The 19666-nt window shown below is 60.2% G+C and carries 20 protein-coding genes; 16 read left to right on the forward strand and 4 right to left on the reverse strand.

The window, feature by feature from the left end; translation table 11 throughout:
• Nucleotide 1 precedes the first annotated feature (1 nt).
• The 12 genes from ACIPIJ_RS15265 to glmS all read left to right on the forward strand — a co-directional run bounded on the left by ACIPIJ_RS15265 (nucleotide 2) and on the right by glmS (nucleotide 11429).
• Nucleotides 2–409: a F0F1 ATP synthase subunit I gene (locus tag ACIPIJ_RS15265; protein ID WP_401077836.1), complete on the forward strand. Its 408-nt coding sequence runs from the start codon at nucleotides 2–4 to the stop codon at nucleotides 407–409.
• Between the two features lie 16 nt (nucleotides 410–425).
• Complete coding sequence (gene atpB / locus ACIPIJ_RS15270) at nucleotides 426–1295, forward strand: F0F1 ATP synthase subunit A (protein ID WP_016489912.1); 870 nt, start codon at nucleotides 426–428, stop codon at nucleotides 1293–1295.
• A gap of 143 nt (nucleotides 1296–1438) precedes the next feature.
• Nucleotides 1439–1696 carry a F0F1 ATP synthase subunit C gene (atpE, locus tag ACIPIJ_RS15275; protein WP_003097235.1) on the forward strand — a complete coding sequence of 86 codons (258 nt, stop codon included), beginning with the start codon at nucleotides 1439–1441 and terminating at the stop codon, nucleotides 1694–1696.
• Between the two features lie 56 nt (nucleotides 1697–1752).
• Nucleotides 1753–2223 carry a F0F1 ATP synthase subunit B gene (locus ACIPIJ_RS15280; RefSeq protein WP_003253189.1) on the forward strand — a complete coding sequence of 157 codons (471 nt, stop codon included), beginning with the start codon at nucleotides 1753–1755 and terminating at the stop codon, nucleotides 2221–2223.
• A gap of 12 nt (nucleotides 2224–2235) precedes the next feature.
• On the forward strand, nucleotides 2236–2772 hold the full coding sequence (locus ACIPIJ_RS15285; protein WP_133325642.1) for a F0F1 ATP synthase subunit delta: 537 nt from the start codon (nucleotides 2236–2238) through the stop codon (nucleotides 2770–2772).
• 21 nt (nucleotides 2773–2793) lie between these two features.
• Nucleotides 2794–4338 carry a F0F1 ATP synthase subunit alpha gene (gene atpA, locus ACIPIJ_RS15290; RefSeq protein WP_021785310.1) on the forward strand — a complete coding sequence of 515 codons (1545 nt, stop codon included), beginning with the start codon at nucleotides 2794–2796 and terminating at the stop codon, nucleotides 4336–4338.
• A gap of 48 nt (nucleotides 4339–4386) precedes the next feature.
• Entirely contained in the window at nucleotides 4387–5247 is an 861-nt protein-coding gene (gene atpG / locus ACIPIJ_RS15295; RefSeq protein WP_401077841.1) for a F0F1 ATP synthase subunit gamma, read from the forward strand.
• 27 nt (nucleotides 5248–5274) lie between these two features.
• Complete coding sequence (gene atpD / locus ACIPIJ_RS15300; protein ID WP_016489910.1) at nucleotides 5275–6651, forward strand: F0F1 ATP synthase subunit beta; 1377 nt, start codon at nucleotides 5275–5277, stop codon at nucleotides 6649–6651.
• 43 nt (nucleotides 6652–6694) lie between these two features.
• Nucleotides 6695–7114 carry a F0F1 ATP synthase subunit epsilon gene (locus tag ACIPIJ_RS15305; protein WP_401077843.1) on the forward strand — a complete coding sequence of 140 codons (420 nt, stop codon included), beginning with the start codon at nucleotides 6695–6697 and terminating at the stop codon, nucleotides 7112–7114.
• Between the two features lie 121 nt (nucleotides 7115–7235).
• A complete protein-coding gene (gene glmU / locus ACIPIJ_RS15310) occupies nucleotides 7236–8603 on the forward strand; it encodes a bifunctional UDP-N-acetylglucosamine diphosphorylase/glucosamine-1-phosphate N-acetyltransferase GlmU (RefSeq protein ID WP_401077845.1) in 1368 nt (455 codons plus the stop codon).
• 211 nt (nucleotides 8604–8814) lie between these two features.
• The gene (locus tag ACIPIJ_RS15315) at nucleotides 8815–9591 is read left to right on the forward strand and encodes a DeoR/GlpR family DNA-binding transcription regulator (protein WP_401077848.1); all 777 of its coding nucleotides are present in this window, start codon (nucleotides 8815–8817) and stop codon (nucleotides 9589–9591) included.
• Nucleotides 9592–9593: 2 nt separating this feature from the next.
• A complete protein-coding gene (gene glmS / locus ACIPIJ_RS15320) occupies nucleotides 9594–11429 on the forward strand; it encodes a glutamine--fructose-6-phosphate transaminase (isomerizing) (RefSeq protein ID WP_401077851.1) in 1836 nt (611 codons plus the stop codon).
• Between the two features lie 73 nt (nucleotides 11430–11502).
• Here glmS and lpdA read toward each other — a convergent pair whose 3' ends face one another.
• Nucleotides 11503–12903, reverse strand: a complete 1401-nt coding sequence (lpdA, locus tag ACIPIJ_RS15325; RefSeq protein ID WP_401077853.1) for a dihydrolipoyl dehydrogenase — start codon at nucleotides 12901–12903, stop codon at nucleotides 11503–11505.
• A gap of 200 nt (nucleotides 12904–13103) precedes the next feature.
• On the opposite strand from lpdA, the gene cfaB reads away from it, so the two are divergent.
• The gene (gene cfaB, locus ACIPIJ_RS15330) at nucleotides 13104–14288 is read left to right on the forward strand and encodes a C17 cyclopropane fatty acid synthase CfaB (protein ID WP_401077856.1); all 1185 of its coding nucleotides are present in this window, start codon (nucleotides 13104–13106) and stop codon (nucleotides 14286–14288) included.
• 37 nt (nucleotides 14289–14325) lie between these two features.
• Here the strand turns inward: cfaB and cls are convergent, their stop codons facing one another.
• The gene (cls, locus tag ACIPIJ_RS15335; RefSeq protein WP_401077859.1) at nucleotides 14326–15765 is read right to left on the reverse strand and encodes a cardiolipin synthase; all 1440 of its coding nucleotides are present in this window, start codon (nucleotides 15763–15765) and stop codon (nucleotides 14326–14328) included.
• A 130-nt stretch (nucleotides 15766–15895) separates the two neighbouring features.
• On the opposite strand from cls, the gene ACIPIJ_RS15340 reads away from it, so the two are divergent.
• Nucleotides 15896–16423, forward strand: coding sequence for a DUF3617 domain-containing protein (locus tag ACIPIJ_RS15340; protein WP_401077862.1), 528 nt, complete (start codon nucleotides 15896–15898; stop codon nucleotides 16421–16423).
• Between the two features lie 3 nt (nucleotides 16424–16426).
• Here ACIPIJ_RS15340 and folE2 read toward each other — a convergent pair whose 3' ends face one another.
• Together folE2 and ACIPIJ_RS15350 are read right to left on the reverse strand one after the other, a co-directional pair.
• Nucleotides 16427–17314 carry a GTP cyclohydrolase FolE2 gene (gene folE2 / locus ACIPIJ_RS15345; RefSeq protein ID WP_401077864.1) on the reverse strand — a complete coding sequence of 296 codons (888 nt, stop codon included), beginning with the start codon at nucleotides 17312–17314 and terminating at the stop codon, nucleotides 16427–16429.
• A gap of 24 nt (nucleotides 17315–17338) precedes the next feature.
• Complete coding sequence (locus ACIPIJ_RS15350) at nucleotides 17339–17719, reverse strand: glutamine synthetase (protein ID WP_401077866.1); 381 nt, start codon at nucleotides 17717–17719, stop codon at nucleotides 17339–17341.
• Nucleotides 17720–17830: 111 nt separating this feature from the next.
• Here ACIPIJ_RS15350 and zigA point away from each other — a divergent pair, with 111 nt between their 5' ends.
• The gene (gene zigA / locus ACIPIJ_RS15355) at nucleotides 17831–19039 is read left to right on the forward strand and encodes a zinc metallochaperone GTPase ZigA (RefSeq protein WP_401077869.1); all 1209 of its coding nucleotides are present in this window, start codon (nucleotides 17831–17833) and stop codon (nucleotides 19037–19039) included.
• On the forward strand, nucleotides 19036–19662 hold the full coding sequence (locus ACIPIJ_RS15360; protein ID WP_401077871.1) for a DUF1826 domain-containing protein: 627 nt from the start codon (nucleotides 19036–19038) through the stop codon (nucleotides 19660–19662). Before zigA ends, ACIPIJ_RS15360 begins: the two co-directional genes overlap by 4 nt.
• Nucleotides 19663–19666 lie beyond the last annotated feature (4 nt).

Consider the following 19666-nt stretch of genomic DNA (forward strand, 5'->3'; position numbering starts at 1 on the left):
GATGGAAATCCGCACGCCAAACCGCCTGCCTTTCCATCGCTGGGCGGTTTTTCCGGTACTGCTGGCTCAATTTGTCGTGCTGCTGCTGGCAACGTTGGTGTTGTGGCAGTGGAAAGGTGTGGTCAGTGGATATTCAGGTCTCTGCGGAGGTTTGATTGCCTGGCTGCCCAATATGTATTTCGCCTGGAAGGCTTTTCGCTTTAGCGGAGCCCGGGCGGCGCAAGCCATCGTCAAGTCGTTCTACGCAGGCGAGGCTGGCAAGATGATTTTGACGGCAGTGCTTTTTGCACTGACCTTCGCAGGAGTGAAGCCACTGGCGCCGTTAGCAGTATTCGGCGTCTTCGTGTTGACCCTTTTGGTCAGCTGGTTTGCGCCCCTGCTGATGAATAAAAGACTTTCGAGACCTTAGGGCGTTTGAGGCAACCATGGCAGCAGAAACCGCTTCGGGCTATATCCAGCACCACTTGCAGAACCTGACCTACGGTCAACTACCAGACGGCAGCTGGGGCTTCGCCCATTCGGCTGCAGAAGCCAAGGCAATGGGCTTCTGGGCGTTCCACCTGGACACCCTGGGTTGGTCCGTTGCGCTGGGTCTGATCTTCCTGTTCATCTTCCGCATGGCGGCGAAGAAGGCGACCTCCGGCCAACCTGGCGGTCTGCAGAACTTCGTCGAAGTGATGGTCGATTTCGTCAACGGCAGCGTGAAGGACTCCTTCCACGGCCGTAGCCCGGTGATCGCACCGCTGGCGCTGACCATCTTCGTCTGGGTATTCCTGATGAACGCCGTCGACCTGGTACCGGTCGACTGGATTCCTCAGCTGGCCATCCTGATCTCCGGTGATCCGCACATTCCGTTCCGCGCCGTGTCGACCACCGACCCGAACGCGACCCTGGCCATGGCCTTCAGCGTGTTCGCCCTGATCATCTTCTACAGCATCAAGGTCAAGGGCCTGGGCGGCTTCATCGGTGAGCTGACCCTGCACCCGTTCGGCAGCAAGAACATCTTCGTGCAGATCCTGCTGATCCCGGTGAACTTCCTGCTCGAATTCGTCACCCTGATCGCCAAGCCGATCTCGCTGGCACTGCGTCTGTTCGGCAACATGTACGCCGGCGAACTGGTGTTCATCCTGATCGCCGTGATGTTCGGCTCCGGCCTGCTGTGGCTGAGCGGCCTGGGTGTGGTGCTGCAGTGGGCGTGGGCTGTGTTCCACATCCTGATCATCACCCTGCAAGCTTTCATCTTCATGATGCTGACCATCGTCTACCTGTCGATGGCTCACGAAGATAACCATTAAGACCGCCTGGCGTGTCTGATAGCCTTTCCCGCTCGTTTGGGGGGAGGGCTTAAAAAGTCCGCAAGGGCAGCTGTTCCAAACGATTTGTTTTACCGCTTCAAACTAAAAACCTAACCAATACGACGTAAAAGTCGGGAGGAAAGATGGAAACTGTAGTTGGTCTGACCGCTATCGCTGTTGCTCTGCTGATCGGCCTGGGTGCTCTGGGTACCGCCATTGGTTTCGGCCTGCTGGGCGGCAAATTCCTGGAAGGCGCTGCTCGTCAGCCTGAGATGGTTCCGATGCTGCAGGTCAAAATGTTCATCGTTGCCGGTCTGCTCGACGCCGTAACCATGATCGGTGTTGGTATCGCTCTGTTCTTCACCTTCGCGAATCCGTTCGTTGGTCAGATCGCCGGCTAATCACTCGTATTCACGAGTTGATGGCTGTATGAATTAAGACCGAGCGAGGTGTTGGCGTGAACATTAATGCAACCCTGATTGGCCAATCCGTTGCTTTCCTGATTTTTGTACTCTTCTGCATGAAGTACGTATGGCCTCCGGTCATCACTGCTCTGCAAGAGCGCCAAAAGAAGATTGCCGACGGCTTGGACGCTGCCAACCGCGCAGCTCGCGACCTGGAGCTGGCCCAAGAGAAAGCGGGTCAGCAACTGCGTGAAGCTAAAGCACAGGCAGCCGAAATCATTGAGCAAAGCAAGAAACGCGCTGCTCAGCTTGTCGAGGAAGCCCGTGAACAGGCCCGCGTCGAAGCTGACCGTGTGAAGGCTCAGGCTCTGGCCGAGATCGAACAGGAACTGAACAGCGCTAAAGACGCCCTGCGTGCCCAAGTGGGTGCCCTGGCCGTTGGCGGTGCTGAAAAGATCCTTGGCGCCACAATCGATCAAAACGCGCATGCGGAGCTGGTTAACAAACTGGCCGCTGAAATTTAAGCGAGGGCGATCATGGCAGAACTGACCACGTTGGCCCGACCTTACGCTAAGGCTGCCTTTGAGCATGCCCAGGCCCATCAGCAACTGGCCAATTGGTCAGCCATGCTCGGCCTGGCTGCTGCGGTGTCGCAAGACGACACCATGCAGCGCCTGCTCAAGGCCCCGCGACTGACGAGCGCAGAAAAGGCCGCCACGTTCATTGACGTGTGCGGTGACAAGTTCAATGCACAGGCACAGAATTTCATTCATGTTGCTGCGGAAAACGACCGTCTCCTGCTTCTGCCGGAGATTGCCGCTCTGTTCGACCTGTACAAGGCCGAGCAAGAGAAATCCGTGGACGTGGAAGTCACCAGTGCCTTCGCGTTGGACCAAGAACAGCAAGACAAACTCGCCAAGGTTCTCAGTGCACGGTTAGGCCAGGAAGTGCGCCTGCACGCGTCGGAGGATGCCAGCCTGATTGGCGGCGTCGTCATCCGCGCTGGTGACCTGGTAATCGATGGCTCTGTTCGCGGCAAAATCGCGAAACTGGCCGAAGCATTGAAATCTTGAGTTTGAAGGGGCAGCAGAGCAATGCAGCAACTCAATCCTTCCGAAATTAGTGAAATCATCAAGGGCCGCATCGACAACCTCGATGTGAGCTCCCAAGCCCGTAACGAAGGTACCGTCGTTTCGGTTTCCGACGGTATCGTGCGGATCCACGGTCTGGCCGACGTCATGTACGGCGAAATGATCGAGTTCCCGGGCGGCGTCTACGGCATGGCCCTGAACCTGGAGCAAGACTCCGTTGGTGCAGTGATCCTGGGTGCCTATGACACCCTCGCCGAAGGCATGAGCGCCAAGTGCACCGGCCGCATCCTGGAAGTTCCGGTTGGTAAGGAACTGCTGGGTCGCGTCGTCGACGCACTGGGCAACCCGATCGACGGCAAAGGCCCGCTGGGCAACACCGAGACCGACGCGGTCGAGAAAGTTGCTCCAGGCGTGATCTGGCGTAAGTCGGTAGACCAGCCTGTACAGACTGGCTACAAGTCCGTCGACGCCATGATCCCTGTCGGCCGTGGCCAGCGTGAGCTGATCATCGGTGACCGTCAGATCGGCAAGACCGCCATGGCCATCGACGCCATCATCAACCAGAAAGACTCCGGTATTTTCTGTGTTTATGTTGCTGTCGGCCAGAAGCGTTCCACCGTCGCCAACATCGTTCGCAAGCTGGAAGAAAACGGCGCCCTGGCCAACACCATCGTGGTGGTTGCCAGTGCTTCGGAATCCGCCGCACTGCAATTCCTGGCGCCATACGCCGGTTGCACCATGGGCGAGTTCTTCCGTGACCGCGGTGAAGACGCACTGATCGTTTACGATGACCTGTCCAAGCAGGCCGTTGCCTACCGTCAGATCTCCCTGCTGCTGCGCCGTCCACCAGGACGTGAAGCGTACCCAGGCGACGTGTTCTATCTCCACTCCCGTCTGCTGGAGCGTGCATCGCGCGTTTCGGAAGAGTACGTCGAGAAGTTCACCAACGGCGCAGTGACTGGCAAAACCGGTTCCCTGACCGCTCTGCCGATCATCGAAACCCAGGCTGGCGACGTTTCCGCGTTCGTTCCGACCAACGTGATTTCCATCACCGACGGTCAGATCTTCCTGGAATCGGCCATGTTCAACTCGGGCATCCGCCCTGCAGTGAACGCCGGTGTTTCGGTATCCCGCGTGGGTGGTGCCGCTCAGACCAAGATCATCAAGAAGCTGTCCGGTGGTATTCGTACCGCTCTGGCTCAGTACCGTGAACTGGCTGCATTCGCCCAGTTCGCTTCCGATCTGGACGAAGCGACCCGCAAGCAGCTGGAGCATGGTCAGCGCGTTACCGAGCTGATGAAGCAGAAGCAGTACGCGCCGATGTCCATCGCGGACATGGCCCTGTCGCTGTACGCCGCTGAGCGTGGTTTCCTGACTGACGTAGAAGTCTCCAAGATCGGCAGCTTCGAGCAAGCTCTGATCGCCTTCTTCAACCGTGATCACGCTGAACTGATGGCGAAGATCAACGTGAAGGGTGACTTCAACGACGAAATCGACGCAGGCCTGAAAGCCGGTATCGAGAAGTTCAAGGCCACCCAGACCTGGTAAGCCGCAGCGGGGGCTCAGGCCCCCGCTTGCTAACCTGATAGGTGATACATGGCAGGCGCAAAAGAGATTCGCAGTAAGATTGCGAGCATCAAAAGCACGCAAAAAATTACCAGCGCCATGGAGAAAGTGGCGGTCAGCAAAATGCGCAAGGCACAAATGCGCATGGCTGCTAGCCGTCCTTACGCGGAGCGTATCCGCCAGGTGATCGGTCATCTGGCCAACGCCAACCCGGAATACCGCCACCCGTTCATGATCGAGCGCCCTGTAAAGCGCGCCGGTTATATCGTGGTGAGCAGTGACCGTGGTCTGTGCGGTGGCTTGAACACCAACCTGTTCAAGGCCCTGGTCAAGGACATGAACGTAAACCGCGAACAGGGCGTGGAAATCGACCTGTGCGTGATCGGCAGCAAGGGTGCGACTTTCTTCCGCATCTTTGGCGGCAACGTCGTAGCAGCAATCAGCCACCTGGGCGAAGAGCCATCGATCAACGATCTGATCGGCTCCGTCAAAGTGATGCTGGACGCCTACCTGGACGGCCGTATCGATCGCCTTTCGGTGGTTTCGAACAAGTTCATCAACACCATGACCCAGAAGCCGACGGTGGAGCAATTGGTACCGTTGGTGGCAACCCCGGATCAGGATCTCAAGCATCACTGGGATTACCTGTACGAACCCGACGCAAAAGAGCTGCTGGACGGCTTGATGGTGCGTTACGTGGAGTCGCAGGTCTACCAGGCGGTGGTCGAGAACAACGCTGCTGAACAAGCGGCCCGGATGATCGCCATGAAAAACGCCACAGACAACGCCGGTGATTTGATCAAAGAGCTTCAGTTGATCTACAACAAGGCGCGTCAGGCTGCGATCACCCAGGAGATCTCGGAAATCGTCGGCGGCGCTGCCGCGGTTTAACGGTTCACATATTCAGAGGATCCAGCTATGAGTAGCGGACGTATCGTTCAAATCATCGGCGCCGTCATCGACGTGGAATTCCCACGTGACGTCGTGCCGAGTGTATACAACGCGCTGAAAGTACAAGGCGCGGAAACCACCCTCGAAGTTCAGCAGCAGCTGGGCGACGGCGTGGTTCGTACCATTGCGATGGGCTCCACCGAAGGCTTGAAGCGCGGTCTGGATGTCGTCGACACTGGCGCTGCCATTTCCGTTCCAGTTGGTAAGGCCACCCTGGGCCGCATCATGGACGTACTCGGCAACCCAATCGACGAAGCCGGCCCGATCGGCGAAGAAGAGCGCCGCGGTATCCACCAGCCAGCGCCTTCGTTCGCTGACCAGGCGGGCGGCAACGACCTGCTGGAAACCGGCATCAAGGTTATCGACCTGGTTTGCCCGTTCGCCAAGGGTGGTAAGGTTGGTCTGTTCGGTGGTGCCGGTGTCGGCAAGACCGTAAACATGATGGAACTGATCCGTAACATCGCCATGGAACACAGCGGTTACTCCGTGTTCGCTGGTGTGGGTGAGCGTACTCGTGAGGGTAACGACTTCTACCACGAGATGAAGGACTCCAACGTTCTCGACAAAGTAGCCTTGGTCTACGGTCAGATGAACGAGCCACCAGGAAACCGTCTGCGCGTAGCGCTGACCGGCCTGACCATGGCTGAGAAGTTCCGTGACGAAGGTAACGACGTTCTGCTGTTCGTCGACAACATCTATCGTTACACCCTGGCCGGTACCGAAGTTTCCGCACTGCTGGGCCGTATGCCTTCGGCAGTAGGTTACCAGCCGACCCTGGCTGAAGAGATGGGCGTTCTGCAAGAGCGCATCACCTCCACCAAGGAAGGTTCGATCACCTCCGTTCAGGCCGTATACGTACCTGCGGACGACTTGACCGACCCGTCGCCAGCGACCACCTTCGCCCACTTGGACGCCACCGTCGTTCTGTCCCGTGACATCGCCTCCCTGGGTATCTACCCAGCGGTCGACCCACTGGACTCGACTTCGCGCCAGCTGGACCCGAACGTGATCGGCAACGAACACTACGACACCGCTCGTGGCGTTCAGTATGTTCTGCAGCGCTACAAAGAGCTGAAGGACATCATCGCGATCCTGGGTATGGACGAGCTGTCCGAGACCGACAAGCAACTGGTAGCCCGCGCTCGTAAGATCCAGCGCTTCCTGTCGCAGCCGTTCTTCGTGGCCGAAGTCTTCACCGGTTCGCCAGGCAAGTACGTTTCCCTGAAAGACACCATCGCTGGCTTCAGCGGCATCCTCAAAGGTGACTACGACCACCTGCCAGAACAAGCGTTCTACATGGTCGGCAGCATCGACGAAGCGATCGAGAAAGCCAAGAAACTGTAATTCCTGCGCCCCGCAAGGGGCGCTATCAGGTTGAGGCAAGCAGATGGCTATGACAGTCCATTGCGATATCGTCAGCGCGGAAGGAGAGATTTTCTCCGGTCTGGTCGAGATGGTGGTTGCGCACGGTAACCTGGGTGATCTTGGTATCGCTCCAGGCCACGCGCCGCTGATCACCAATCTGAAGCCAGGTCCGATCACGCTGACCAGGCAGGGTGGCGCCCAAGAGGTGTTTTACATCTCTGGTGGTTTCCTCGAGGTTCAGCCGAACATGGTCAAGGTGCTTGCCGATACCGTGCAACGTGCTGCAGACCTGGATGAAGCGCAGGCTCAGGAAGCCCTCAAGGCTGCTGAGAACGCCCTGAATCTGAAAGGCGCGGACTTCGACTATGGCGCCGCCGCCGCACGTCTGGCCGAGGCCGCAGCTCAGCTGCGTACCGTCCAGCAAATGCGCAAAGGCAAGTAATCGGCCCACGGCTGATCACTTCTGTTGCGATTGAGTAAAAGGGTAGCCTCGGCTACCCTTTTTCTTTTTCCGAATTCCCCTCCGGTCATTTCACTGACCGCCCTGGATTGGTAGCCAGTCAATGTCACTCGATATCGTTATCCTCGCCGCAGGCCAAGGTACTCGCATGCGCTCGGCGCTGCCCAAAGTGCTGCACCCGGTTGCCGGCAATTCCATGCTCGGCCACGTTATCCACAGCGCGCGCCAGCTGCAGCCGCAGGGTATCCACGTGGTGATTGGCCATGGTGCGGAGCAGGTGCGTGAGCGCCTGGCAGCCGATGACCTGAACTTTGTCTTGCAGGACAAGCAACTGGGTACCGGCCATGCCGTTGCCCAGGCGCTGCCAGCTATCACCGCCGACACGGTGCTGGTGCTGTACGGCGATGTGCCGTTGATCGAAGTGGAAACCTTGCAGCGCTTGCTGACCAAGGTCAGCGAGCAGCAACTGGGCCTGCTCACCGTTACCCTGCAAGACCCGACTGGCTATGGGCGCATCGTGCGCGATGACGAGGGCCAGGTGATCGCCATCGTCGAGCACAAGGACGCCAGTGACGCGCAGAAGGCAATCAAGGAAGGCAACACCGGCATTCTGGCGCTGCCTGCCGCACGCTTGGCAGACTGGATGGGGCGTTTGTCGAATAACAACGCCCAAGGCGAGTATTACCTGACCGACGTCATCGCCATGGCAGTGGCTGATGGCCTGGTGGTCGCTACCGAGCAGCCGCACGATCCGATGGAAGTGCAGGGCGCCAATGACCGTCGCCAGTTGTCCGAGCTGGAGCGTCACTACCAGCTACGCGAAGGCCGTCGCCTGATGGCACAGGGGGTCACCCTGCGTGACCCGGCGCGCTTCGACGTGCGCGGTGACGTGACCGTCGGTCGCGATGTGCTGATCGACATCAACGTGATCCTCGAAGGCAAGGTAATCATCGAGGACGACGTGCAGATCGGCCCTAACTGCGTGATCAAGGACAGCACCCTGCGCAAGGGCGTGGTGGTCAAGGCTAACAGCCATATCGATGGCGCAGTGATGGGGGAGGGCAGCGATGCGGGCCCGTTCGCCCGTCTGCGCCCGGGCAGCGTGCTGGATGCCAAGGCCCATGTGGGTAACTTTGTCGAACTGAAGAATGCCCACTTGGGCGAGGGCGCCAAGGCCGGTCACCTGAGCTACCTGGGTGATGCCGAAATCGGCGCGCGCACCAACATCGGCGCGGGCACCATCACCTGCAACTACGATGGCGCCAACAAGTTCAAGACGGTGATGGGCGAGGATGTGTTCATTGGTTCGAACAACTCGCTGGTGGCGCCTGTGGATATCAAGGCCGGGGCCACAACTGCGGCGGGCTCCACCATCACCCAGGCGGTTGAACCCGGGCAGCTGGCGGTGGCTCGGGCGCGTCAGCGCAACATCGAAGGCTGGAAGCGCCCTGAGAAGCTCAAGAAGAGCTGATTATCCACAGCCCTTCCCTCGAAAGCCGACTTATGTGAATAAGTCGGCTTTTTTATTGCTTGCTCGGGCTTCCTGAGGGGTGAACCTGCTCCCCAAGATGCGCAGCATTAATTATCCACAGGCTGATATTTCCGATTACCGACCTTGACGCAACGGCCATCTTAGGTTTTGATTGCAACCCAATATCTTTCGAATCGAAACTTAAGTGCCCATGTCGAAACGAAACACGCCTCAACGCCGCCATAACATCCTGGCCGTGCTCAGCGAGCAGGGCGAGGTCAGTGTGGACGCGCTGGCCAGGCGCTTCGAAACCTCGGAAGTGACCATTCGCAAGGACCTCGCCGCCCTCGAGGCCAATGGCTTGCTGCTGCGTCGCTATGGCGGCGCGGTACCGGTGCCGCAGGAGATGCTTGGCGAAACCGCACTGCCGGTGTCTGCCTACAAGAAGGCCATTGCCCGTGCAGCGGTAGGCCGTATTCGCGAACACGCGCGGATCATCATCGACAGCGGCAGCACCACTGCCGCCATGATCCCTGAACTGGGCCGTCAGCCGGGGCTGGTAGTGATGACCAATTCACTGAACGTAGCGCGTGCGATCAGCGAGCAGGAGCATGAGCCGGTGCTGCTGATGACCGGGGGTACCTGGGACCCTCACTCCGAGTCGTTCCAGGGCCAGGTCGCCGAGCAGGTACTACGCTCGTACGATTTCGACCAGTTGTTCATTGGCGCCGATGGCATCGACCTCGACCGCGGTACCACCACCTTCAATGAACTGCTGGGCTTGAGCCGGGTCATGGCCGAGGTGGCCCGTGAAGTGATCGTGATGGTCGAGTCCGACAAGGTCGGGCGCAAGATCCCCAACCTCGAGCTGCCCTGGGGCAGCGTCACCACCCTTATTACCGACGAGCGCCTGCCCGCAGCGGCGCGCGAACAAATTCAAGCCCGCGGCATCAACCTGATCTGTGCCGCGATCAGCCAGGAGCAATAACCATGTGTGGAATCGTTGGCGCCGTAGCCGAACGTAATATCACCGCCATCCTTATCGAAGGCCTCAAGCGCCTCGAGTACCGTGGCTACGACAGCGCGGGCCTGGCTGTGTATACCCAACAGGGTGAGCTGCAGCGCCGCCGGCGCATCGGTAAGGTCGCCGAGCTGGACGCCGCCAATGCCGCCGAACCACTGATCGGCCAGCTGGGCATTGCCCACACCCGTTGGGCTACCCATGGTGCGCCGACCGAAGGCAATGCTCACCCGCATTTCTCTGGCAACGAAGTGGCGGTGGTCCACAACGGCATCATCGAAAACCACGAGGAACTGCGTGAGGAGCTCAAAGGCCTGGGCTATGTGTTCGCTTCCCAGACCGATACCGAAGTCATCGTCCACCTGATCCACCATACCCTCAAGACCCTCCCGGACCTGGCTGACGCGCTCAAGGCTGCGGTCAAGCGCCTGCACGGCGCCTATGGCCTGGCGCTGATCAGCGTGAACCAGCCGGATCGCCTGGTGGCCGCACGCAGTGGCAGCCCGCTGGTGATCGGCCTTGGCCATGGCGAGAACTTCCTCGCGTCTGACCAACTGGCGTTGCGCCAGGTCACCGACCGCTTCATGTACCTGGAGGAGGGCGACATCGCCGAGATCCGCCGTGACCAGGTGAAGGTCTGGGACCAGGCCGGGCACCCCGTCCAGCGTGAAACGGTGCAATACCACGAAGGCGCCGAAGCTGCTGACAAGGGGGCGTACCGCCACTTCATGCTCAAGGAGATCCATGAGCAACCGTCCGTGGTGCAGCGCACCCTGGAAGGCCGCCTGGGCAAGGACCATGTGCTGGTCCAGGCCTTTGGCCCACAGGCCGCCGAGCTGTTCGCCAAAGTACGCAATGTGCAGATCGTTGCCTGCGGTACCAGCTACCACGCCGGCATGGTTGCCCGTTACTGGTTGGAAAGCCTGGCCGGCATCCCATGCCAGGTAGAGGTGGCCAGCGAGTTCCGCTACCGCAAGGTGGTGGTGCAGCCGGATACCCTGTTCGTTTCGATTTCCCAGTCCGGCGAAACCGCTGACACCCTGGCCGCTTTGCGCAACGCCAAGGAGCTAGGCTTCCTCGGCAGCCTGGCGATCTGCAACGTCGGCATCAGCTCGCTGGTGCGTGAATCCGACCTGACCCTGCTGACCCTCGCCGGCCCGGAAATCGGTGTGGCCTCGACCAAGGCGTTCACCACTCAGCTGGTCTCGCTGATGCTGCTGACCCTGGCCTTGGGCCAGGTGCGTGGCAGCCTCGAAGCGGGCGTGGAAGCCGAGCTGGTCGAAGAGCTGCGTCGCTTGCCGGCGCGCCTGGGCGAAGCGCTGGCCATGGACCGCACCGTCGAGAAGACCGCCGAACTGTTCGCCGACAAGCATCACACCCTGTTCCTCGGCCGCGGCGCGCAATACCCGGTGGCGATGGAAGGCGCGCTCAAGCTCAAGGAAATCTCCTACATTCACGCCGAAGCCTACCCGGCGGGCGAGCTCAAGCATGGCCCGCTGGCGCTTGTGGATAGCGACATGCCGGTGGTGACCGTGGCGCCGAACAATGAGCTGCTGGAAAAGCTCAAGTCGAACCTGCAGGAAGTCCGTGCCCGTGGGGGTGAACTGGTGGTGTTCGCCGACGAGCATGCCGGCATGAGCAACGGCGAAGGTACCCACGTGATCAAGGTGCCGCACATTGCCGACGCGCTGGCGCCGATCCTGTACACCATTCCGCTGCAGCTGCTGTCGTACTATGTGGCAGTGCTCAAGGGCACTGATGTCGACCAGCCTCGTAACCTGGCGAAGTCGGTGACGGTGGAATAAGCCACTGCGGTTTGAAGGCTGGAAAAACAAAACCCCCGAAAGGGGGTTTTGTCGTTTCTGATCTGCTCGAAATTCAGATCTGCATCGCCATCCCATCCACATTCATTGCCGCCTGGCGCAAGGCCTCGGAGCGGGTCGGGTGGGGGTGGCAGGTGAGGGCGATGTCCTCGGCCGAAGCCGAGAACTCCATGGCCACGCAGAACTCACCGATCATCTCGCTGACGCTGGGGCCAACCAGGTGCACGCCCAGCACTTCATCGGTGTTGGCATCGGCGATGACCTTGGCGAAGCCTTCGGTCTCGTGGTTGATCTTGGCCCGGCTGTTGGCGCTGAAGGGGAACTTGCCGACTTTGTAGGCACGGCCCTCGGCCTTCAGCTGCTCCTCGGTCTTGCCAACGCTGGCCAGCTCGGGGCGGGTATAGATCACCCCAGGGATCAGGTTGTAATTGACCTCGTGGGGTTTGCCGGCAATGCGTTCGATGCAGGCCACCGCTTCGTCTTCGGCCTTGTGCGCGAGCATCGGGCCCGAGGTGACATCGCCGATGACCCATACGCCTGGTACCGAGGTGCGGTGATGCTCATGGGTGAGCATGCCGCGCTTGTCGGTTTGCAGGCCCACGCTCTCCAGGTTCAGGCCCTTGGTGTAAGGGCGGCGACCGATGGCCACCAGCACGTAGTCGGCTTGCAAGGTTTCTGCAGCACCCCCGGCAGCTGGCTCCAGGGTCAGGCTGACACCGTCGGCCGAGGGGGTGGCCTGGGTCACCTTGCTGCCGAGCTTGAACGCCATGCCTTGCTTGGCCAAGGCCTTTTGCAGGGTCTTGGCGGTTTCCTCGTCGGTGCCCGGGCAGATGCGGTCGAGGTATTCGATGACGGTGACCTGGCTACCCAGGCGACGCCATACCGAACCCAGTTCCAGGCCGATGACGCCAGCGCCGATCACCACAAGGTGCTTGGGGACCTGGGGCAGGGCGAGCGCGCCGGTGGAGTCGATGATGCGCTGGTTGTCGATGGTCACGCCCGGCAGGGGAGTGGGCTCGGAGCCGGTGGCGATAACGATGTCCTTGGACTGCAACGGGGTTTCGCTGCCATCCTCAGCCTTGACGATAACCTTGCCGACGCCGTCCAGGCGGCCCCAGCCCTTGATCCAGTCGACCTTGTTCTTGCGAAACAGGTATTCGATGCCCTTGGTCAGGCCGGTCACGCTCTCGTCCTTCTGTTTCATCATCTGGGCGAGGTTCAGGGTCGGTTTCACTTCGATGCCGAGGTGGGCGAACTCGTCGCCGCTGGCGGCCTCATACAGCTCCGAGGCATGCAGCAACGCCTTGGATGGCATGCAACCGACATTCAGGCAGGTACCGCCGAGGGTCGATCGGCCCTCCACACAGGCTACGCTCAGGCCCAGTTGGCCGGCACGAATCGCCGCGTTATAGCCGCCAGGGCCGCCGCCGATGATCACCACGTCATAGGATTTCATGGGTTTGTACTCCAGATGAAGAAGCGCGAGAGGGGCACAAGGTTAAGCTGAGCGAGGTAAATTGTATACAATCTCGCGTGTTCATAAGATCAGTTGGTTCTAGACCTTGGTCGCGGTTAGCGGAAACTTTGCGTGAATGAACTACCCTCATTCGATGGTGTTCGAAATTTCATGCGTCGAGCCCTGAAGGAGGGTCGTTCATGCTTGCGCAACTTCCGCCGGCACTGCAGAGCCTGCACTTGCCACTTCGCCTGAAACTGTGGGACGGCAACCAATTCGACCTGGGGCCTAGCCCCCAGGTCACCATTCTGGTCAAGGAACCGCAGTTGATCAGCCAGTTGACCCACCCGAGCCTGGACGAGCTTGGCGCTGCTTTCGTGGAAGGTAAGCTGGAGCTGGAAGGCGATATTGGTGAAGCCATTCGTGTGTGTGACGAGCTGAGCGAAGCCTTGCTGACCGACGAGGATGACGCGCCGCCGCCGCGCGTAGCTCACGACAAGCGTACCGACGCGCAGTCCATCTCCTACCATTACGATGTCTCCAACGCCTTCTATCAACTGTGGCTCGACCAGGACATGGCGTACTCCTGCGCTTATTTCCGTGAGCCGGACAATACCCTCGATCAGGCCCAGCAGGACAAGTTCGACCACCTGTGCCGCAAGTTGCGCCTGGACACCGGTGACTATCTGCTGGACGTCGGGTGTGGCTGGGGCGGGTTGTCACGTTTTGCCGCGCGCGAATACGGCGCCAAGGTCTTCGGTATCACCTTGAGCAAAGAGCAACTCAAGCTTGGCCGACAGCGGGTCAAGGATGAAGGCTTGGCCAAGCAGGTCGACTTGCAGATTCTCGACTATCGCGACCTCCCTCAGGATGGCCGTTTCGACAAGGTGGTCAGCGTCGGCATGTTCGAACATGTCGGGCATGCCAACCTGGCGCTGTATTGCCAGAAGCTGTTCGGCGCCGTGCGCGAAGGCGGCCTGGTGATGAACCACGGCATTACCGCCAAACACATCGACGGTCGCCCGGTGGGGCGAGGGGCGGGTGAGTTCATCGACCGCTACGTGTTCCCCAACGGTGAACTGCCGCACTTGTCGATGATCAGTGCGAGCATCTGCCAGGCAGGGTTGGAGGTCGTGGACGTCGAAAGCTTGCGCCTGCATTACGCCAAGACCTTGCACCACTGGAGCGAGAACCTGGAGAACCAACTGCACAAGGCAGCGACGCTGGTGCCGGAGAAGACCTTGCGCATTTGGCGCCTGTACCTGGCGGGCTGCGCCTATGCATTCCAGAAGGGTTGGATCAACCTGCACCAGATTCTGGCCGTCAAACCGTATGCAGACGGGCACCACGATTTGCCTTGGACACGCGAAGACCTGTACCGCTGACCACCACGCCGGGGCCGCAACAGCGGCCCCGGTCACCTCAGAGAATCGGCGAAATCAACCGCGCGATGCGCATCCCTAATTGCTGGATACGGTGGGTGTCACGGCTGTCCTCGGCGGTAATTTCCCTGGCCTGTTCGAAGTCATCGATCAGCATCGCCTCAACCTGATCGGCGAACTGTCGGTCGACCGTCAGCAGGGTAATCTCGAAGTTGAGCCGGAACGATCGGTTGTCCAGGTTGGCACTGCCGATGGCACTGACCTCGTCGTCCACCAGCACCACCTTCTGATGCAGAAAGCCTGGCTGATAACGGAACATGCGCACACCTGCACGTACCGCCTCGAAAGCGAACAGGCTGGAGGCGGCATAGACGATGCGGTGGTCCGGGCGTGACGGGATCAGGATGCGCACATCCACGCCCCGCAGCACGGCCAGGCGCAAGGCAGCGAACACGGCTTCGTCGGGGATGAAGTACGGGCTGGTGATCCATACACGGCGGGTGGCGGAGTGGATGGCTTCGATGAAGAACAGCGAACAGGTTTCCTGCGGGTCGGCCGGGCCGCTGGCCAATGCCTGGCACAACACGCCGTTGTCCGGGTAGGTGTCGGGCAGTATCAGAGGCGGAAGCTGACGCGTCGCCCAGTACCAGTCCTCGGCGAACGACTCCTGCAGGCAGGCCAGCACCGGCCCGCTGATCTGCACATGGGTATCGCGCCACGGCGAAAGGCGAGGGTGCTCGCCGAGGTACTCATCCCCGACGTTATGCCCGCCAATGAACCCGGCCACACCATCCACCACGACAATCTTGCGGTGGTTGCGGAAGTTCACCTGGAAGCGATTGAACCAGCCGCGACGGGTGGCGAACGCATGGATCTGCACACCACCATCGCGCAGTTTCTGGCTGTAGCTGGCGGGCAGGGCGTGGCTGCCGACCCGGTCATACAGCACGAACACCTGCACCCCCTCGGCGGCTTTGCGCAGCAGTAATTGCTGCAAGGCCTTGCCGAGGGTGTCGTCGTGGATGATGAAGAACTGCACCAGTACCACTTCGCGTGCCTGGCCGATGGCGGCGAAGATGGCATCGAAGGTAGCTTTGCCATCGATCAGCAGCTTCACCTGGTTGTTGGCCAGGCAAGGCATGCGCCCCAGTTTCGGCATGGCGCGCAACGCGGCATAGCTCTCGGATTCTCGGGCCGTGAGTGCTTCTTCGACCCAAGGCCGCCAGTTGAGGTTGGCCATGGCCACGTGCATTTCCTGGTTGGCCTGGCGCCGCGCCTGGATGTAGGCGTAGAAGGAGCGGGCCCCGAATACCAGATAGGGGATGAGGGTGAAGTAGGGGATGAAGAGCAGCGACATGGCCCAGGCTATTGCACCTTGGGCAGTACGCACGGTGAACACCGCATGCAGCGCAGCGATGATGCCAAGCAAGTGAATGACGCCGAGCACGTAGCCGAAGAAGTAGGGGCTGTGGTAATCCATACGCATCCTGCTTGCCGAATACACAGCGGATAACAGAACACGTTCCAGGCCTGCCTTGCAACCTGAAAGCAGATTTGGCGTCTAAGCCTCAGCCCGGCCAGTTGGCCGGTTTTTCCAGGAGCGTTCGTCCATGAAGATTCGTCTGCCACTGTTGGCTCTGGCCCTTGGCCTGAGCAGCCCACTGGTCCATGCGCAGATGTTGCAACCCGGCCTGTGGGAGCTGACCACCAGCAACATGCAGGTCGACGGCAAGCCGCTGCCCGACATGCAGTTCATGCTCGGCCAGTTGAAGAACCTGCCGCCGGAGCAGAGGGCGATGATGGAAGGGGTGCTGGCGAAGCAGGGGGTCACGGTGGGAGGCAACGGCGTACGTTCATGCCTCACGCCGGAGCAGGTGAAGACCAATGACATTCCGCTGCAAGACCCCAAGTCCGGCTGCACACAGAAGATTACCGACCGCACCGGAAACGTCTGGAAGTTTCAGTTCAGCTGCCCCAAGGCCCAGGGCACCGGGCAGGCAACCTTCCTCAGCGACAAGGAATTCACCACCCAGGTCAACGGCACCTTCAATGCTTCGGGTGTGCAGCAGCAGGGCAGCATGAACACCCGAGCCGTGTGGCTGGGTAACGACTGTGGCACGGTCAAACCACGGACCTGAATGTCACCATTGCCACTGGCTGCTGGCGACCGCGTCGTGGGCATGCAGGCTTTCTGCATGTTCCACGCGCAGCTTGAAGGCCGTGGCGCAATTCAACTGCCGCAGCGACTGATGCAGTCGCCGGGCGGCATCCTCACAGAACATCAGGTTCTGGCCATTGGCTAAAGCGAACGCCTGTTCATCGGCGCGTTTCACGGCTGTTTGAACAGCGGTACCCAGGCTGGCCTCGATGGTGTCGATCAGGGTGGTGGCTGGCAGATCCTGCAGGTTATCGCGCAAGCGTACGTGAACCTCGGCAAGGCTGCGCTGGCTGTGGGGTGTGGCAACGATGCCCTGGCTGCTGGCCAACCACTGAAGCACTTGATCGCGATCGAGCTGTTGTGAATCGAAATCCACCTCAAACTGCCGCTGAATCAACTGCCTTGCGAGTGCTGCAGAACACGGGCACGTGGATGAATAGGGCACGCCTACAGATAGTTCCACGTGGAACATTTCATGCTCGATCCTCGCATCGACAGTAATTGGATAACTTTTCCAGCCTGCCAACGGGCTAACCAAGGCCGGCCGTTTCAGCAAATGTTCGAAGCTCAATCGCAGATAAGCAGCGTTGGACAGGCCCTGGTGGCTGACCAGAAAGTCCGCCAGCAAGTGACGTATAGCCAACGGGGACAGGGGCACTTGCTCAAGGCGCTCCAGCGCGAGGTACAACCGCGACATGTGAATGCCGCGTGAGCTGCCATCCACCAGGCTTACACCGGCATCTGCCTTGGCTGCCACAGAGCGCCCGGCGAACAGTATGGGCAAGGCGATGCCACGCATGCCCACCCAGTCGAGGGGCGTTGCGTGCTGTTGTGTCTGTGCGGCGATGTCGGGGAGCTTCAGGCTAGTCATTGGCAATACCAGTGTGTAGGTGTGTCAGCGGCAACCGCCGACCAGGCTGCAATGCAGGTTGAATCGTTGGCTGCTGGAGCTGGATACACGGTTCAGCGTGGTCCAACCCACGCGACGGCTGTAGCCAACCCAGGCCTCACCGTCGCTGGCCAAGCCAGTGAAAAACGTCAGCGTGCCGTAGCGGCTGTTGGTTTGCGCCCACAGTCGGCGGGTCGCGTTGTCGAAGCCCCGTAGGTAGAGATGGCTGCCCTCGGTTCGCACACTGTAGTAGCTGCCGTTGCCGTCCTTGCAGGCCAGCAATGTCGCACTGCGGGTGCATAACGCCAATGCGTTGTTGTGTGGCATCGCCAGCAGCGGTGAAGGTACTGAAAGCAGCAGCATCACGGCGGCACGTGACAGGTTCATTTCCATCTCCAAGAACGCTTCCGACGAGTACAGCTTGGCGAAATTGTATTGTTACTTTATAACATTATGCAATGCATCGTTTCGAATGCGTCCGCCTGTCGAGGTTTCGCCATGTCCAATCGTCTTCCTGTCACCGTGCTGTCCGGCTTTCTGGGGGCCGGCAAAAGTACCCTGCTCAACCATGTGCTGCGTAATCGCGACAACCTTCGCGTTGCGGTAATCGTCAACGACATGAGTGAAATCAACATTGACGCCAGTGAGGTCCAGCGCAATGTCAGCCTCAACCGCGCTGAAGAAAAACTGGTGGAGATGAGCAACGGCTGCATCTGCTGCACCCTGCGTGAAGACCTGCTGGAGGAAGTAGCGCGCCTGGCCGAGGAAGGCCGCTTCGATTATCTGCTGATCGAGTCCACCGGCATCTCCGAGCCATTGCCGGTCGCCGAAACGTTCACTTTCCGTGACGAGCAGGGCCGCAGCCTGTCCGACATGGCGCGCCTGGACACCATGGTCACGGTAGTCGATGGCCTGAACTTCCTGCGCGATTACCAAGCCGCCGACAGCCTGGCGAGCCGCGGTGAAACCCTGGGTGAGGACGATGAACGCTCCATCAGTGACCTACTGATCGAACAGGTCGAGTTCGCTGATGTGCTGCTGCTGAGCAAGATCGACCTGATCAGCCAGCATGAGCGCGAGGAGCTCATCGCCATTTTGCGCAGCCTGAATGCGCGGGCGCAGATCCTGCCGATGGTCATGGGCCAGGTGCCGCTGGCGCGGATCCTCGATACCGGCCTGTTCGACTTCGAACTGGCTGCGCAGGCGCCAGGCTGGTTGCAGGAACTGCGCGGGGAGCACGTACCGGAAACCGAGGAGTACGGCATTGCTGCGACCACGTGGGAAGCTCGCAGGCCGCTGCACCCACAGCGCTTTTTTGACTTTATCCACAATGACTGGAGCAACGGCAGACTGCTGCGCTCGAAAGGTTTTTTCTGGCTGGCCAGCAAGTACCAGGAGGCCGGCAGCTGGTCGCAGGCGGGCGGCATGATGCGCCACGGGCTGGCTGGGCGCTGGTGGCGTTTCGTACCCCGCGAGCACTGGCCGCAGGACGAGCAGAGCACGGCGGAAATTCTCAGGCATTGGGTGGCAGAGAGCGGAGACTGCCGGCAGGAATTGGTGTTCATAGGGCAGCATATCGACTTCGAGAAGTTATCCACAGCGCTGAATGCGTGCTTGTTGACCGATGAAGAGGTGGAGCAAGGCCCGATGGGTTGGCTGCAGCTACCTGATCCGTTCGGCCCTTGGCACGCTGAGGAGGCAGCATGAAAGCTGCCGTTCAGCCTGTGGATATCTGCCAGATCCATGGCGAATCTCCTCGCGTGCTTACGGAAATTTTCAAGGACGGCGTCAACCTGGCTGTCTGGCAGCGGCGCCTGCCAGCACAGGTGGAAGACTTCGCGGCGTTGCTGGTGAGCCTGGGCCAACCGCTGGCTGACCAGCGTGTGCTTGATGTGAATGAGCAGGAAACGCCGCTGCTGCCCGGCCTGCTGGCTGAAGCCGCCGATCTGCAGGGCTATGAAAGCTTCGTCGCGGACGTGCGCTGGCTGGTATCGGCCTACACCTGCCTGCTCGGGGCGCGGCGGGTTGGGCTGCGGCTGCGAATCCTGCAAGGTGCGATGTGCCCGCGCTTTCATGTGGATAACGTGCCTGTGCGGTTACTTACCAGCTACGTGGGCCCTGGCAGCGAATGGCTGGAAGAGGGCGCCATTGACCGGGTAGGGTTGCACCTGGCTGCAGCACCTGTGGATAACATTCAAAGGCTGCAAACTGGGGATGTTGCCGTGCTCAAGGGCGAAAAGTGGCTGGGCAACGAAGGCGCTGGCCTGGTTCATCGTTCGCCGCCCAGCCAAGCGCGGCGCTTGCTGCTGAGCCTTGACTGGTTGGCATGACGGG

It is taken from the genome of Pseudomonas sp. NPDC087185, assembly GCF_044744955.1.
GTDB lineage: Bacteria > Pseudomonadota > Gammaproteobacteria > Pseudomonadales > Pseudomonadaceae > Aquipseudomonas.

What these genes read in the sequence shown, in the direction of transcription:
- ACIPIJ_RS15265 (WP_401077836.1), top strand. Translation starts at nt 2, where the DNA reads ATGGAAATCCGCACGCCAAACCGCCTGCCTTTCCATCGCTGGGCGGTT.
- atpB (WP_016489912.1), top strand. Translation starts at nt 426, where the DNA reads ATGGCAGCAGAAACCGCTTCGGGCTATATCCAGCACCACTTGCAGAAC.
- atpE (WP_003097235.1), top strand. Translation starts at nt 1,439, where the DNA reads ATGGAAACTGTAGTTGGTCTGACCGCTATCGCTGTTGCTCTGCTGATC.
- ACIPIJ_RS15285 (WP_133325642.1), top strand. Translation starts at nt 2,236, where the DNA reads ATGGCAGAACTGACCACGTTGGCCCGACCTTACGCTAAGGCTGCCTTT.
- atpA (WP_021785310.1), top strand. Translation starts at nt 2,794, where the DNA reads ATGCAGCAACTCAATCCTTCCGAAATTAGTGAAATCATCAAGGGCCGC.
- atpG (WP_401077841.1), top strand. Translation starts at nt 4,387, where the DNA reads ATGGCAGGCGCAAAAGAGATTCGCAGTAAGATTGCGAGCATCAAAAGC.
- atpD (WP_016489910.1), top strand. Translation starts at nt 5,275, where the DNA reads ATGAGTAGCGGACGTATCGTTCAAATCATCGGCGCCGTCATCGACGTG.
- ACIPIJ_RS15305 (WP_401077843.1), top strand. Translation starts at nt 6,695, where the DNA reads ATGGCTATGACAGTCCATTGCGATATCGTCAGCGCGGAAGGAGAGATT.
- glmU (WP_401077845.1), top strand. Translation starts at nt 7,236, where the DNA reads ATGTCACTCGATATCGTTATCCTCGCCGCAGGCCAAGGTACTCGCATG.
- ACIPIJ_RS15315 (WP_401077848.1), top strand. Translation starts at nt 8,815, where the DNA reads ATGTCGAAACGAAACACGCCTCAACGCCGCCATAACATCCTGGCCGTG.
- glmS (WP_401077851.1), top strand. Translation starts at nt 9,594, where the DNA reads ATGTGTGGAATCGTTGGCGCCGTAGCCGAACGTAATATCACCGCCATC.
- lpdA (WP_401077853.1), bottom strand. Translation starts at nt 12,903, where the DNA reads ATGAAATCCTATGACGTGGTGATCATCGGCGGCGGCCCTGGCGGCTAT.
- cfaB (WP_401077856.1), top strand. Translation starts at nt 13,104, where the DNA reads ATGCTTGCGCAACTTCCGCCGGCACTGCAGAGCCTGCACTTGCCACTT.
- cls (WP_401077859.1), bottom strand. Translation starts at nt 15,765, where the DNA reads ATGGATTACCACAGCCCCTACTTCTTCGGCTACGTGCTCGGCGTCATT.
- ACIPIJ_RS15340 (WP_401077862.1), top strand. Translation starts at nt 15,896, where the DNA reads ATGAAGATTCGTCTGCCACTGTTGGCTCTGGCCCTTGGCCTGAGCAGC.
- folE2 (WP_401077864.1), bottom strand. Translation starts at nt 17,314, where the DNA reads ATGACTAGCCTGAAGCTCCCCGACATCGCCGCACAGACACAACAGCAC.
- ACIPIJ_RS15350 (WP_401077866.1), bottom strand. Translation starts at nt 17,719, where the DNA reads ATGAACCTGTCACGTGCCGCCGTGATGCTGCTGCTTTCAGTACCTTCA.
- zigA (WP_401077869.1), top strand. Translation starts at nt 17,831, where the DNA reads ATGTCCAATCGTCTTCCTGTCACCGTGCTGTCCGGCTTTCTGGGGGCC.
- ACIPIJ_RS15360 (WP_401077871.1), top strand. Translation starts at nt 19,036, where the DNA reads ATGAAAGCTGCCGTTCAGCCTGTGGATATCTGCCAGATCCATGGCGAA.